This window comes from Citrobacter portucalensis (genome assembly GCF_002042885.1).
GTDB classification, from domain to species: domain Bacteria; phylum Pseudomonadota; class Gammaproteobacteria; order Enterobacterales; family Enterobacteriaceae; genus Citrobacter; species Citrobacter portucalensis.
Genome location: NZ_MVFY01000010.1, coordinates 110,708 through 122,453, shown reverse-complemented (window position 1 = coordinate 122,453; position 11,746 = coordinate 110,708). Strand labels below are relative to the sequence as shown.

The following is an 11,746-nucleotide window of genomic DNA, read 5'->3' as shown; positions in this document are numbered from 1 at the left end:
GAGTTTCTTACACTACACCTGCACGCAGCAGATCATGCATATGTAACACACCGAGTAATTGGTCGCCATCAGCAACCATTACCGAGGTGATATGGCGGGACTGCATTAAGTTCAGGGCATCGACGGCAAGAATACCCGGACGCACGCGAATGCCTCCAGGGGTCATCACATCGGCAATGCCTAACTGGCGTACATCAACGCCCATATCGAAGACACGACGTAAATCGCCATCGGTGAAAATACCGTCAATCTTCATGGCATCATCGCAAATGACGGTCATGCCGAGATTTTTACGCGTGATCTCAATTAAGGCGTCACGCAGGCTGGCGTTTTTGGTCACATGCGGGATCTCGTCGCCCGTATGCATAATATCGTTAACGCGCAGTAAAAGCTTACGGCCCAGTGCGCCACCGGGATGAGACAACGCAAAATCTTCCGCGGTAAAGCCGCGCGCTTTTAATAATGCCACCGCTAGGGCATCGCCCATCACCAGTGTTGCTGTCGTACTGCTGGTCGGCGCCAGGCCTAACGGACAAGCTTCCTTGGGCACTTTAACACACAGATGCACATCTGCCGCACGCGCCATACTGCTTTCAGGACGACCGGTCATGCAAATAAGCGGTACATGAAGACGTTTTAATACCGGGATCAGCGCCGCTATCTCATTGGATTCACCGGAGTTAGAGATGGCGATGACCACATCCTGCGGCGAGACCATACCCAGATCGCCATGTGCGGCTTCGCCTGGGTGTACAAAAAATGAGGGGGTGCCGGTGCTGGCAAATGTGGCTGCCATTTTCCGCCCGATATGGCCGGATTTCCCCATTCCCATCACCACCACTTTGCCCGGGCAGCTGAATATTTTCTCGCATGCGAGGGTAAAATTTTGGTTGATGTACTGATCAAGCTCCGCCAGGCCTTCACGTTCAATTGCCAGGACTTCCTTGCCTGCTTGCTGAAAGTCAAAACCCGGTTGCAACTCTAAGTGCGACATAATGCGTTTCCAGTTATCCAACGAGAAGTGGCGATAACCAATACAGCATCGCCAGCCATATGATAAAACCGCCGGTCAGCAGCGCACCTGCGCCGCGACCAATCTGGCGCGGACGTCGCCAGCAGAGTAGTGCAAAAATCACGCTCACCAGCAGCATGACGCTATAGTCACGGGTGAAGGCCATCGGATTGACTTCACCCGGCGTAATCAGCGCCGGTAGCCCGAGGACGATAACGATATTAAAAATGTTTGCGCCGATAATGTTACCGACGGCAATATCATTTTCACCTTTACGCAGACCCGCAATCGCTGTTGCCAGCTCCGGCAGGCTGGTACCAATGGCGACCACTGTCAGCCCGATAGTAAGTTCGCTCATGGCGAAATAGTTCGCCAGTACGGTCGCGTTGTCCACCACCATACGTGTTGCCATTGGCATGATAATCAGCGCAATGCCCAACCACAAAAATGCGACCGGTAATCCGCCTTCGCGCGGCAGCTCAGCTATCTGCTCACGTGTCAGGCTGTCATTGCCTTGTCGCTCGGCCAGACGGGCGATTTTAACAATGAATAGCAGCCATAGCACGGCCAGAAGCAGAAGAAAGAAACCGTCGCTGCGGCTTAACTGCCCGTCATACAGGACGGATGCAGCTAAAATACTTACCAGCAACATTAGCGGTAATTCACGACGCAGAACATCAGAATGCACGGTAAAAGGATGAATCAGCGCCGACAGGCCTAAAATAAGCAGAATGTTGGTGATGTTAGAACCGATGGCGGTCCCGACAGCCAGATCGAGTTGCCCATTCATCGATGCGGCAACGGAGACAATTATCTCGGGTAACGATGTACCCATGCTGACCACGGTCATTCCGATGATAATGGGAGGAATACCGAAGTTTCGACATAAAATGGATGCGGCAAATACCAGACGGTCGGCACCGTAGACCACCAGAAGTAAACCAATTATTAACAGCGCCGTCGCTAAAAGCATCTAAAGTCCTTTCTTCAGGTATACTCGCCGGTCCACTTGAAGGATCTTCTGGAAGCCGTAACGAAGTCTTAATTTTGACTTTATGCGGCTAAAAAGTAAAACAAATGCCAGCTTTCGCTAACCAGGACAGGCAATAATCTGTAAATATGTTGAGTTCAGGGCTAAATTGAGCGCCAAACTCTTCGATCAACGAGGCAATAGTAAAGGATGAATCAATGGGGCAGTCTGTGGCGAATCTAGTCGATATGCGCGATGTCAGCTTTTCCCGGGGTGACCGCTGCATCTTTGATAATATTTCCCTGACGGTACCGCGCGGTAAGGTGACGGCGATCATGGGGCCATCAGGCATCGGCAAAACGACGCTGTTGCGTCTGATTGGCGGACAGATCCCCCCGGATAAGGGCGAGATCCTGTTTGACGGTGAGAACGTCTCGGCCATGTCCCGTTCGCGTTTATTTACCGTGCGTAAGCGCATGAGTATGCTGTTTCAGTCTGGTGCGCTATTTACCGACATGAATGTGTTTGACAACGTCGCGTACCCTCTGCGCGAGCATACGACGTTGCCAGCGCCGTTGCTGAAGAGCACGGTGATGATGAAGCTCGAGGCCGTCGGCCTGCGGGGTGCGGCCAAATTAATGCCTTCTGAATTATCCGGTGGGATGGCGCGTCGCGCCGCGTTAGCACGTGCTATCGCGCTGGAGCCAGACCTCATCATGTTTGATGAGCCGTTCGTCGGCCAGGATCCCATCACCATGGGCGTTCTTGTAAAGCTGATTTCAGAACTGAACAGCGCGCTGGGCGTCACCTGTGTGGTGGTATCCCATGATGTGCCTGAGGTACTGAGTATTGCGGATTACGCCTATATAATGGCGGACAAAAAAATAGTGGCCTACGGTAGTGCTCAGGCACTACAAGAAAATGCCGATCCGCGCGTACGCCAGTTCCTGGACGGCATTGCCGATGGACCGGTTCCGTTCCGTTACCCGGCGGGCGACTACCACATCGATTTACTCAAAACAGGGAGTTAAGCCACCCATGTTGTTAAATGCGCTGGCATCACTCGGACATCGGGGAATAAAAACCCTCAGGACGTTCGGGCGAGCCGGATTAATGTTGTTCAATGCGGTTGTCGGCAAGCCGGAGTTTCGCAAACATGCGCCGCTGCTGATACGCCAGCTCTATAATGTCGGTGTCTTATCGATGCTGATCATTATTGTTTCTGGCGTGTTCATCGGTATGGTGCTGGGGTTGCAGGGATACCTGGTGCTGACCACCTACAGCGCGGAAACCAGCCTCGGTATGCTGGTGGCACTGTCATTGTTACGTGAGTTGGGACCGGTTGTTGCGGCGCTGCTGTTTGCCGGGCGGGCCGGGTCGGCCTTAACCGCAGAAATTGGCCTGATGCGGGCGACCGAACAGCTTTCCAGTCTGGAGATGATGGCCGTCGATCCACTGCGCCGGGTGATTTCCCCACGTTTTTGGGCTGGCGTCATTTCATTGCCGTTGCTGACGATTATTTTTGTCGCAGTGGGTATCTGGGGTGGTTCACTGGTTGGCGTAAGCTGGAAGGGTATTGATGCAGGCTTCTTCTGGTCGGCTATGCAAAATGCCGTCGACTGGCGTCTGGACCTGGTTAACTGTCTGATTAAGAGCGTGGTGTTCGCCATTACGGTCACCTGGATTGCATTGTTCAATGGTTATGATGCGATCCCGACCTCTGCCGGGATTAGCCGGGCAACGACACGCACCGTTGTGCACGCCTCTCTTGCCGTTCTGGGGCTGGATTTTGTGCTGACCGCACTGATGTTTGGGAATTGAGTTCATGCAAACGAAAAAAAATGAAATTTGGGTCGGGTTATTCCTGTTGGTTGCGCTGCTGGCAGCGCTGTTTGTTTGCCTGAAGGCGGCGAACGTTACCTCAATGCGTACTGAGCCGACTTACACGATTTATGCGACCTTTGATAATATCGGCGGCCTGAGAGAGCGTTCTCCGGTGCGGATTGGCGGAGTGGTAGTTGGACGCGTATCGGACATCTCGTTAGATCCGAAAACGTACCTGCCGCGCGTGACGCTGGAAATCGAATCGCGTTTTAACCATATTCCTGACACCAGTTCTCTGAGCATCCGTACTTCCGGTCTGCTGGGCGAACAGTATCTGGCATTGAATGTGGGTTTTGAAGATCCTGAGCTGGGAACGTCTATCCTCAAAGATGGCGGTACGATTCAGGACACGAAATCCGCGATGGTGCTGGAAGATATGATTGGTCAGTTCCTTTACAACAGCAACAGTAAAGGTGATGACAATAAGAATTCTGGCGATGCGCCAGCCGCAACTGACGGCAATAATGAAGCCACTACGCCTGCGGGCGCAACGAAATAATCTCAGGAGAATCGACGTATGTTTAAACGATTGATGATGGTGGCTATGCTGGTGATTGCTCCGCTTAGCGCAGCTACTGCAGCCGACCAAACGAACCCGTACAAACAGATGAATGAGGCGGCGCAGAAGACATTTGACCGTCTGAAGAATGAACAACCTAAAATCCGCGCAAACCCGGATTACCTGCGCCAGGTTGTCGATCAGGAACTGTTGCCATACGTGCAGGTTAAATATGCGGGTGCGCTGGTACTGGGTCGCTACTACAAAGATGCGACCCCTGCTCAGCGTGAAGCCTATTTTGCCGCATTTCGTGAATATCTGAAGCAGGCCTACGGCCAGGCTCTGGCGATGTACCATGGCCAGACTTATGAAATTGCACCAGAGCAACCGCTGGGTGATGCGACCATCGTGCCTATCCGCGTAACCATCATCGATCCAAACGGTCGTCCTCCGGTACGTTTGGATTTCCAGTGGCGTAAAAACTCCCAGACCGGTAACTGGCAGGCTTATGACATGATTGCTGAAGGCGTAAGTATGATCACCACCAAACAAAATGAGTGGAGCGATCTGCTGCGTACCAAAGGTATTGATGGCCTGACGGCGCAGCTGAAATCTATTGCTCAGCAGAAAATCACTCTGGAAGAGAAAAAATAATGACGCAGTCACTCACCTGGTCGCGTGAAGGTGACAAGCTGGTGCTGGTGGGGGAGCTGGATCAGGACGTGTTAAACCCATTATGGGATGCGCGAATTGAGGCGATGAAAGGGGTGTCCTGCATCGACCTGAACCAGGTATCCCGGGTAGATACCGGCGGTCTGGCGTTACTGTTGCATCTGATTAATCAGGGCAAGCAGCAGGGAAACAGCGTTTCACTCACTGGTGTTAACGATAAAGTGTACACGCTGGCGCAGCTTTACAATCTGCCTGACGACGTCCTTCCGCGTTAATTTTTCCAGGCCGGATAAGGTCTTGTGCCGCTATCCGGCAAAACCCCTGAGGGGGATCTGCCACTAAAGCCTTGTCTGATTTATCAGCGAGGCTTTTTGCTTATTTATGACAGCGCCACTTTGCTCTAAGATGTTGGGCTGTTTTCACTATCTGACGAATGAAGAGCCCATGGAAAATAATGAAATTCAGAGCGTGCTGATGAATGCACTCTCCCTCCAGGAAGTCCACGTTTCTGGCGACGGCAGTCACTTTCAGGTTATTGCCGTGGGTGAGATGTTTGAAGGCATGAGCCGGGTCAAGAAGCAGCAATCGGTCTATGGCCCGTTGATGGAGTACATTGCGGACAACCGCATTCATGCCGTGTCGATTAAGGCGTTTACCCCAGCGGAATGGGCGCGCGATCGCAAACTTAACGGTTTTTGAGCTACGGGTGATGTGCCGGTAGCGAAGATAAATTCTTAACAGAGAACAGAATAATGGATAAATTTCGTGTTCAGGGGCCAACTAAGCTCCAGGGCGAAGTCACAATTTCAGGCGCTAAAAACGCCGCACTGCCGATCCTGTTTGCGGCGCTGCTGGCTGAAGAACCTGTAGAGATCCAAAACGTCCCGAAACTGAAGGACGTTGACACATCAATGAAGCTGCTGAGCCAGCTGGGTGCGAAAGTTGAGCGTAATGGTTCTGTGCACATCGATGCGCGTGATGTGAACGTCTTCTGTGCGCCGTACGATCTGGTGAAAACCATGCGTGCATCCATTTGGGCGCTCGGGCCGCTGGTTGCCCGCTTTGGTCAGGGCCAGGTTTCACTGCCGGGCGGCTGCACCATCGGCGCACGTCCGGTTGACCTGCACATTACCGGCCTGGAGCAGTTAGGCGCGACTATTAAGCTGGAAGAAGGCTATGTGAAGGCGTCCGTTGAGGGCCGTCTGAAAGGCGCGCATATCGTCATGGACAAAGTGAGCGTCGGCGCGACGGTCACCATCATGTGCGCAGCAACGCTTGCCGAAGGCACTACCATCATCGAAAACGCCGCGCGCGAGCCGGAGATCGTGGATACCGCGAACTTCCTGATTGCGCTGGGCGCGAAGATCACGGGTCAGGGCACCGATCGTATTACCATCGAAGGCGTTGAGCGTCTTGGCGGTGGTGTTTATCGCGTTCTGCCAGATCGTATCGAAACCGGTACCTTCCTGGTGGCGGCGGCAATTTCTCGCGGCAAAATTATCTGCCGTAATGCACAGCCGGACACGCTGGATGCCGTTCTGGCGAAGCTGCGTGATGCGGGTGCGGATATTGAAGTGGGTGATGATTGGATCAGCCTTGATATGCACGGTAAACGTCCGAAAGCCGTCAATGTGCGTACTGCACCGCATCCGGCATTCCCTACCGACATGCAGGCCCAGTTCACGTTGCTGAACCTGGTAGCTGAAGGGACCGGCTTCATCACGGAAACCGTGTTTGAGAACCGCTTTATGCACGTGCCTGAGCTGAGCCGTATGGGCGCTCACGCAGAAATCGAAAGCAATACCGTGATTTGCCACGGCGTGGAAACGCTCTCTGGCGCACAGGTTATGGCGACCGATCTGCGCGCATCTGCAAGCCTGGTGCTGGCAGGGTGTATTGCTGAAGGTACGACGGTAGTCGACCGTATTTATCACATCGATCGCGGCTATGAGCGCATCGAAGATAAACTGCGTGCGCTGGGCGCAAACATTGAGCGCGTGAAAGGCGAGTAATCGTCAACGTCTCTTGTAACCCCCAGTTCAGTTGGCCGGGGGTTACAGCTCAATGTTCATTCCGGATTCTTTTTCTCTCTGCGACTCCTCATCATCCGCGTTCTGTCGATGAACTCATGCGTTTTGGCATCGTGATAGCGTGACGGCCAAATCACCCAGGGGTCAGTTCCCAGTGCCCGGGCGATAATCAACTCACCTTTTGGCCATGGTCTCGTTAACGCATTGGCCAGCGTTGATGAACTCAATCCATTTTTACGTGATTCAGCGGCCATTGAGGTCCCTTTCTTGCGCAGTCCGGCGATGATGTCGGCCGGATGCCAGTCAATCAGCTTGCTTTCCATCAATTCATCTCTCCTTTGGTTAACGGCTTACGGTTTCACGATCGGTTGTGCCGACACTATAACGCCCGAAGAACGATTGTTCTAAAATGTTCATGTAAAGTGTGCGTATATTCAGAATATGCCAAGATTCTGCGTGATTTTCTGGAGAGGGAAAGGCTTACTGGAACTTATAAGAAAATCCCGTGCAGTGCACGGGATGAGGGAGGATGCTGTAGGGAATTAACGGTCGCGCTGCACGGCGATATGTGCCAGACCAATCAGCGCTTCTCTCCACGGTGTATCGGGCAGCACCTGCAGCGCAGCGATGGCTTTATCAGCCTCTTCTTCTGCCCGCTGACGGGTCCATTCCAGAGAACCACAGGCGTTCATCGCTTCCAGAACCGGTTCCAGAAGGTGACGACCATTACCTTGCTCAATGGCCTGGCGGATCATTAGCGCTTGTTCTGGGGTGCCGTGGCGCATGGCATGCAGCAGTGGTAGCGTTGGTTTACCCTCGTTGAGGTCATCACCGACGTTTTTACCCAGCTGCTCGCCATCTGCGCTGTAATCCAGCAAATCGTCAATTAACTGGAAAGCGGTACCGAGATAACGGCCATAATCCTGCAACCCTTTTTCTTGTTCTTCGCTACAGCCAGCCAGAATACCTGAACATTGGGCTGCCGCTTCAAACAAACGCGCGGTCTTACTGTAGATGACGCGCATATAGTTTTCTTCGGTGATGTCCGGGTCGTTGACGTTCATCAACTGCAAGACTTCACCTTCGGCAATGACGTTGACTGCTTTCGACATGACTTCCAGCACTTTCAACGAGCCAAGGCTGGTCATCATCTGAAATGCACGGGTATAGATAAAATCGCCAACCAGCACGCTGGCCGCATTACCAAACGCCGCATTTGCCGTAGCTTTCCCACGGCGCATGTCTGACTCATCCACAACATCGTCGTGCAGTAGGGTCGCTGTGTGGATAAACTCGATGAGGGCCGCAATCGTAACGTGCGCATTTTCCTGGTAGCCAACGGCCCGCGCGGCGAGGACGGCGATCATTGGGCGAATGCGTTTTCCGCCGCCGCTAACGATGTAGTACCCCAGTTGATTGATCAACTGAACGTCGGAATTGAGCTGTTCAAGGATTGTCGCATTGACCCCCGCCATATCTTGCGCGGTTAACTCATTGATTTTTTCTAAATTCATCGCAAAAGCCGGGCTTCTCGCCCCGATTACCTTACTGTGTGGGAAGGTAACGTCGGGTTTAGGGTTATAAATATATGCTGATTGTACTGAAAAAACGCCGTAGATAAACGTTACCGTACGTGTTGTGTTTTTTTTCTTCATGTATTGACGGTAGCACTTGTCAAAGGCTCGCGTTTTGCGTAATATTCGCGCCCTATTGTGAATATTTATAGCGCACTCTGAATCATCAAAAAGGTGTGCGCGGAAGCGGAGTTTTTTATGTACGCGGTTTTCCAAAGTGGTGGTAAACAACACCGAGTAAGCGAAGGTCAGACCGTTCGCCTGGAAAAGCTGGACATCGCAACTGGCGAATCTGTTGAATTCGCAGAAGTTCTGATGATCGCAAACGGTGAAGAAGTCAAAATCGGCGTTCCTTTCGTTGATGGCGGCGTTATCAAAGCTGAAGTCGTTGCTCACGGTCGTGGCGAGAAAGTTAAAATTGTTAAGTTTCGTCGTCGTAAACACTACCGTAAGCAGCAGGGCCATCGTCAGTGGTTCACTGATGTGAAAATCACTGGCATCAGCGCTTAAGTTAAGGGGAGCAGATTAAATGGCACATAAAAAGGCTGGCGGCTCGACTCGTAACGGTCGCGATTCAGAAGCTAAACGTCTGGGCGTAAAACGCTTCGGCGGTGAAACAGTTCTGGCTGGTAGCATCATCGTTCGTCAACGTGGTACTAAATTCCACGCTGGCTCCAACGTTGGTTGCGGCAAAGACCACACTCTGTTTGCTAAAGCAGACGGTAAAGTGAAATTTGAAGTGAAAGGCCCGAAAAACCGTAAATTCATCAGCATCGTTGCTGAATAAGTTTTTCGCGTCCCGGTAACGGATAAAAGCCCCGCAACACGTTGCGGGGCTTTTTACATTCGACGGCTGGTAAATACGCTCGTCGCGCCGTGACAACCCGGAAACGAGCCCTTGCAGGGAATACGGCATGAAGCAGCAGGCAGGCATTGGTATTCTGTTAGCACTCACAACGGCGGTATGTTGGGGCGCTTTGCCAATAGCAATGAAGCAAGTGCTGGAGGTGATGGAGCCTCCTACCGTGGTGTTCTACCGTTTTTTAATGGCAAGCGTTGGCCTTGGCGCTATTCTTGCGGTTAAAAAAAAGCTCCCTCCGTTGCGTATTTTTCGCAAAGCGCGTTGGCTGGTGTTGCTGGCTATCGCAACCGGTGGGTTGTTCGGTAACTTCATTCTGTTTAGTTCATCCTTGCAGTATTTGAGCCCAACGGCTTCGCAGGTTATCGGTCAGCTGTCACCGGTTGGTATGATGATCGCCAGCGTCTTTATCCTGAAAGAAAAGATGCGCGGCACGCAGGTGATTGGCGCCATTATGCTTCTGAGCGGTCTGGTCCTGTTTTTTAATACCAGTCTGATCGAAATTTTTACCCGACTCACCGATTACACCTGGGGCGTTATCTTTGGTGTCGGTGCGGCGATGGTCTGGGTGAGCTATGGGGTCGCGCAAAAGGTGTTATTGCGCCGCCTGGCATCACCGCAGATCCTGTTTTTACTGTACACTTTATGTACGATCGCGTTGTTGCCGCTGGCTAAACCCGGTGTCATCACGCAGCTCAGCGACTGGCAGCTGGCATGCCTGATATTCTGCGGCCTGAATACGCTGGTAGGATATGGCGCTCTCGCGGAAGCGATGGCGCGTTGGCAGGCGGCGCAGGTGAGCGCTCTTATCACGCTCACACCGCTGTTTACGTTGTTATTTTCAGATTTATTATCACTGGCCTGGCCCGATTTCTTCGCCAGACCGATGCTAAACCTATTAGGTTATCTCGGTGCGTTTATCGTGGTTGCGGGCGCGATGTATTCCGCCATTGGTCATCGAATTTGGGGCGGTTTACGTAAGCATGAAACGGTGGTTTCGCAACCCCGCTCAGGCGAATGATTTACGGAGAGTAAAATGAAGTTTGTTGATGAAGCATCGATTCTGGTCGTTGCAGGTGATGGCGGTAATGGTTGCGTCAGCTTCCGCCGCGAAAAGTACATCCCAAAAGGCGGTCCGGACGGTGGTGATGGTGGTGACGGTGGTGACGTTTGGCTGGAAGCCGACGAAAACCTGAACACACTGATCGATTACCGTTTTGAAAAATCATTCCGTGCGGAACGTGGTCAGAATGGCGCGAGCCGTGATTGCACCGGTAAGCGTGGCAAAGACGTTACCATTAAAGTACCTGTTGGTACGCGTGTTATCGATCAGGGCACGGGCGAAACCATGGGCGACATGACCAAACACGGTCAGCGTCTGATGGTCGCTAAAGGTGGCTGGCACGGTCTGGGCAACACCCGTTTCAAATCCTCGGTTAACCGTACTCCGCGTCAGAAAACAATGGGTACGCCGGGTGATAAGCGCGATCTGATGCTGGAGCTGATGCTGCTGGCGGACGTGGGTATGCTGGGCATGCCAAACGCTGGGAAATCGACGTTTATCCGTGCGGTGTCCGCGGCGAAGCCGAAAGTCGCTGATTATCCGTTTACCACCCTGGTGCCGAGCCTGGGCGTGGTGCGTATGGACAACGAAAAGAGCTTCGTGGTTGCCGACATTCCGGGACTGATTGAAGGCGCGGCTGAAGGCGCAGGCCTGGGCATCCGCTTCCTGAAACACCTGGAACGTTGCCGTGTACTGCTTCACCTCATCGATATCGATCCGATTGATGGCTCTGATCCAGTTGAAAACGCCCGTATCATTATTGGCGAACTGGAAAAATACAGTCAGGATCTGGCATCTAAACCGCGCTGGTTAGTGTTCAACAAAATTGATTTGATGGACAAGGCTGAAGCGGAAGAGAAAGCGAAAGCTATCGCCGAAGCGTTGGGTTGGGAAGGTAAATATTACCTGATCTCTGCCGCCAGCCAGCTGGGCGTGAAAGATCTCTGCTGGGATGTGATGACCTTTATCATCGAGAACCCGATTGTTCAGGCTGAAGAAGCGAAACAGCCAGAGAAAGTTGAGTTCATGTGGGATGATTATCACCGCCAGCAGCTCGCTGAAGTCGAAGACGAAGCGGAAGATGACTGGGATGACGATTGGGACGAAGACGACGAAGAAGGCGTTGAGTTCATCTACAAGCGTTAATCTCGTCGCCGGATGGCGCTAGCGCTTATCCGGCCTA

The 11,746-nt window shown here is 52.6% G+C and carries 15 protein-coding genes; 11 read left to right on the top strand and 4 right to left on the bottom strand.

The annotated features are described in order from the left end of the window. Positions 1–7: 7 nt before the first annotated feature. Both kdsD and BZK40_RS16160 read right to left on the bottom strand, forming a co-directional pair. Positions 8–994: an arabinose-5-phosphate isomerase KdsD gene (kdsD, locus tag BZK40_RS16165; protein ID WP_003025063.1), complete on the bottom strand. Its 987-nt coding sequence runs from the start codon at positions 992–994 to the stop codon at positions 8–10. A 13-nt stretch (positions 995–1,007) separates the two neighbouring features. After that, on the bottom strand, positions 1,008–1,985 hold the full coding sequence (locus BZK40_RS16160) for a calcium/sodium antiporter (RefSeq protein ID WP_003828751.1): 978 nt from the start codon (positions 1,983–1,985) through the stop codon (positions 1,008–1,010). A 215-nt stretch (positions 1,986–2,200) separates the two neighbouring features. On the opposite strand from BZK40_RS16160, the gene mlaF reads away from it, so the two are divergent. The 7 genes from mlaF (at position 2,201) to murA (ending at position 7,049) form a co-directional block, all read left to right on the top strand. Next, positions 2,201–3,013 carry a phospholipid ABC transporter ATP-binding protein MlaF gene (gene mlaF, locus BZK40_RS16155; protein ID WP_079934955.1) on the top strand — a complete coding sequence of 271 codons (813 nt, stop codon included), beginning with the start codon at positions 2,201–2,203 and terminating at the stop codon, positions 3,011–3,013. 7 nt (positions 3,014–3,020) lie between these two features. After that, positions 3,021–3,803: a lipid asymmetry maintenance ABC transporter permease subunit MlaE gene (mlaE, locus tag BZK40_RS16150; protein WP_003025053.1), complete on the top strand. Its 783-nt coding sequence runs from the start codon at positions 3,021–3,023 to the stop codon at positions 3,801–3,803. Between the two features lie 4 nt (positions 3,804–3,807). Beyond that, positions 3,808–4,365, top strand: coding sequence for an outer membrane lipid asymmetry maintenance protein MlaD (gene mlaD / locus BZK40_RS16145; protein ID WP_003828747.1), 558 nt, complete (start codon positions 3,808–3,810; stop codon positions 4,363–4,365). Positions 4,366–4,383: 18 nt separating this feature from the next. After that, entirely contained in the window at positions 4,384–5,019 is a 636-nt protein-coding gene (mlaC, locus tag BZK40_RS16140) for a phospholipid-binding protein MlaC (protein WP_008785928.1), read from the top strand. Beyond that, positions 5,019–5,312, top strand: coding sequence for a lipid asymmetry maintenance protein MlaB (gene mlaB / locus BZK40_RS16135; RefSeq protein WP_071444702.1), 294 nt, complete (start codon positions 5,019–5,021; stop codon positions 5,310–5,312). Before mlaC ends, mlaB begins: the two co-directional genes overlap by 1 nt. A 169-nt stretch (positions 5,313–5,481) precedes the next feature. Beyond that, positions 5,482–5,736: a BolA family iron metabolism protein IbaG gene (gene ibaG, locus BZK40_RS16130; protein ID WP_003025040.1), complete on the top strand. Its 255-nt coding sequence runs from the start codon at positions 5,482–5,484 to the stop codon at positions 5,734–5,736. A gap of 53 nt (positions 5,737–5,789) precedes the next feature. Then, positions 5,790–7,049: a UDP-N-acetylglucosamine 1-carboxyvinyltransferase gene (gene murA, locus BZK40_RS16125; protein WP_032945112.1), complete on the top strand. Its 1,260-nt coding sequence runs from the start codon at positions 5,790–5,792 to the stop codon at positions 7,047–7,049. Positions 7,050–7,105: 56 nt separating this feature from the next. Here murA and sfsB read toward each other — a convergent pair whose 3' ends face one another. Together sfsB and ispB are read right to left on the bottom strand one after the other, a co-directional pair. Continuing rightward, positions 7,106–7,390: a DNA-binding transcriptional regulator SfsB gene (sfsB, locus tag BZK40_RS16120; protein ID WP_003025035.1), complete on the bottom strand. Its 285-nt coding sequence runs from the start codon at positions 7,388–7,390 to the stop codon at positions 7,106–7,108. 219 nt (positions 7,391–7,609) lie between these two features. Next, positions 7,610–8,581: an octaprenyl diphosphate synthase gene (gene ispB / locus BZK40_RS16115; RefSeq protein ID WP_003839953.1), complete on the bottom strand. Its 972-nt coding sequence runs from the start codon at positions 8,579–8,581 to the stop codon at positions 7,610–7,612. A gap of 258 nt (positions 8,582–8,839) precedes the next feature. On the opposite strand from ispB, the gene rplU reads away from it, so the two are divergent. The 4 genes from rplU (at position 8,840) to cgtA (ending at position 11,709) form a co-directional block, all read left to right on the top strand. Further along, positions 8,840–9,151 carry a 50S ribosomal protein L21 gene (gene rplU, locus BZK40_RS16110; protein WP_003025032.1) on the top strand — a complete coding sequence of 104 codons (312 nt, stop codon included), beginning with the start codon at positions 8,840–8,842 and terminating at the stop codon, positions 9,149–9,151. 19 nt (positions 9,152–9,170) lie between these two features. Further along, complete coding sequence (gene rpmA, locus BZK40_RS16105; RefSeq protein WP_003025030.1) at positions 9,171–9,428, top strand: 50S ribosomal protein L27; 258 nt, start codon at positions 9,171–9,173, stop codon at positions 9,426–9,428. A gap of 127 nt (positions 9,429–9,555) precedes the next feature. After that, positions 9,556–10,521, top strand: a complete 966-nt coding sequence (locus BZK40_RS16100; protein WP_008785922.1) for a DMT family transporter — start codon at positions 9,556–9,558, stop codon at positions 10,519–10,521. A gap of 15 nt (positions 10,522–10,536) precedes the next feature. Beyond that, positions 10,537–11,709 (top strand): Obg family GTPase CgtA, encoded by a 1,173-nt coding sequence (gene cgtA, locus BZK40_RS16095; RefSeq protein WP_003828732.1) that lies wholly within the window; start codon positions 10,537–10,539, stop codon positions 11,707–11,709. Positions 11,710–11,746: the final 37 nt, after the last annotated feature.

Excerpts from the sequence above, each read along its gene's own strand:
- kdsD (WP_003025063.1), bottom strand. The coding sequence starts at position 994 with ATGTCGCACTTAGAGTTGCAACCGGGTTTTGACTTTCAGCAAGCAGGC.
- BZK40_RS16160 (WP_003828751.1), bottom strand. The coding sequence starts at position 1,985 with ATGCTTTTAGCGACGGCGCTGTTAATAATTGGTTTACTTCTGGTGGTC.
- mlaF (WP_079934955.1), top strand. The coding sequence starts at position 2,201 with ATGGGGCAGTCTGTGGCGAATCTAGTCGATATGCGCGATGTCAGCTTT.
- mlaE (WP_003025053.1), top strand. The coding sequence starts at position 3,021 with ATGTTGTTAAATGCGCTGGCATCACTCGGACATCGGGGAATAAAAACC.
- mlaD (WP_003828747.1), top strand. The coding sequence starts at position 3,808 with ATGCAAACGAAAAAAAATGAAATTTGGGTCGGGTTATTCCTGTTGGTT.
- mlaC (WP_008785928.1), top strand. The coding sequence starts at position 4,384 with ATGTTTAAACGATTGATGATGGTGGCTATGCTGGTGATTGCTCCGCTT.
- mlaB (WP_071444702.1), top strand. The coding sequence starts at position 5,019 with ATGACGCAGTCACTCACCTGGTCGCGTGAAGGTGACAAGCTGGTGCTG.
- ibaG (WP_003025040.1), top strand. The coding sequence starts at position 5,482 with ATGGAAAATAATGAAATTCAGAGCGTGCTGATGAATGCACTCTCCCTC.
- murA (WP_032945112.1), top strand. The coding sequence starts at position 5,790 with ATGGATAAATTTCGTGTTCAGGGGCCAACTAAGCTCCAGGGCGAAGTC.
- sfsB (WP_003025035.1), bottom strand. The coding sequence starts at position 7,390 with ATGGAAAGCAAGCTGATTGACTGGCATCCGGCCGACATCATCGCCGGA.
- ispB (WP_003839953.1), bottom strand. The coding sequence starts at position 8,581 with ATGAATTTAGAAAAAATCAATGAGTTAACCGCGCAAGATATGGCGGGG.
- rplU (WP_003025032.1), top strand. The coding sequence starts at position 8,840 with ATGTACGCGGTTTTCCAAAGTGGTGGTAAACAACACCGAGTAAGCGAA.
- rpmA (WP_003025030.1), top strand. The coding sequence starts at position 9,171 with ATGGCACATAAAAAGGCTGGCGGCTCGACTCGTAACGGTCGCGATTCA.
- BZK40_RS16100 (WP_008785922.1), top strand. The coding sequence starts at position 9,556 with ATGAAGCAGCAGGCAGGCATTGGTATTCTGTTAGCACTCACAACGGCG.
- cgtA (WP_003828732.1), top strand. The coding sequence starts at position 10,537 with ATGAAGTTTGTTGATGAAGCATCGATTCTGGTCGTTGCAGGTGATGGC.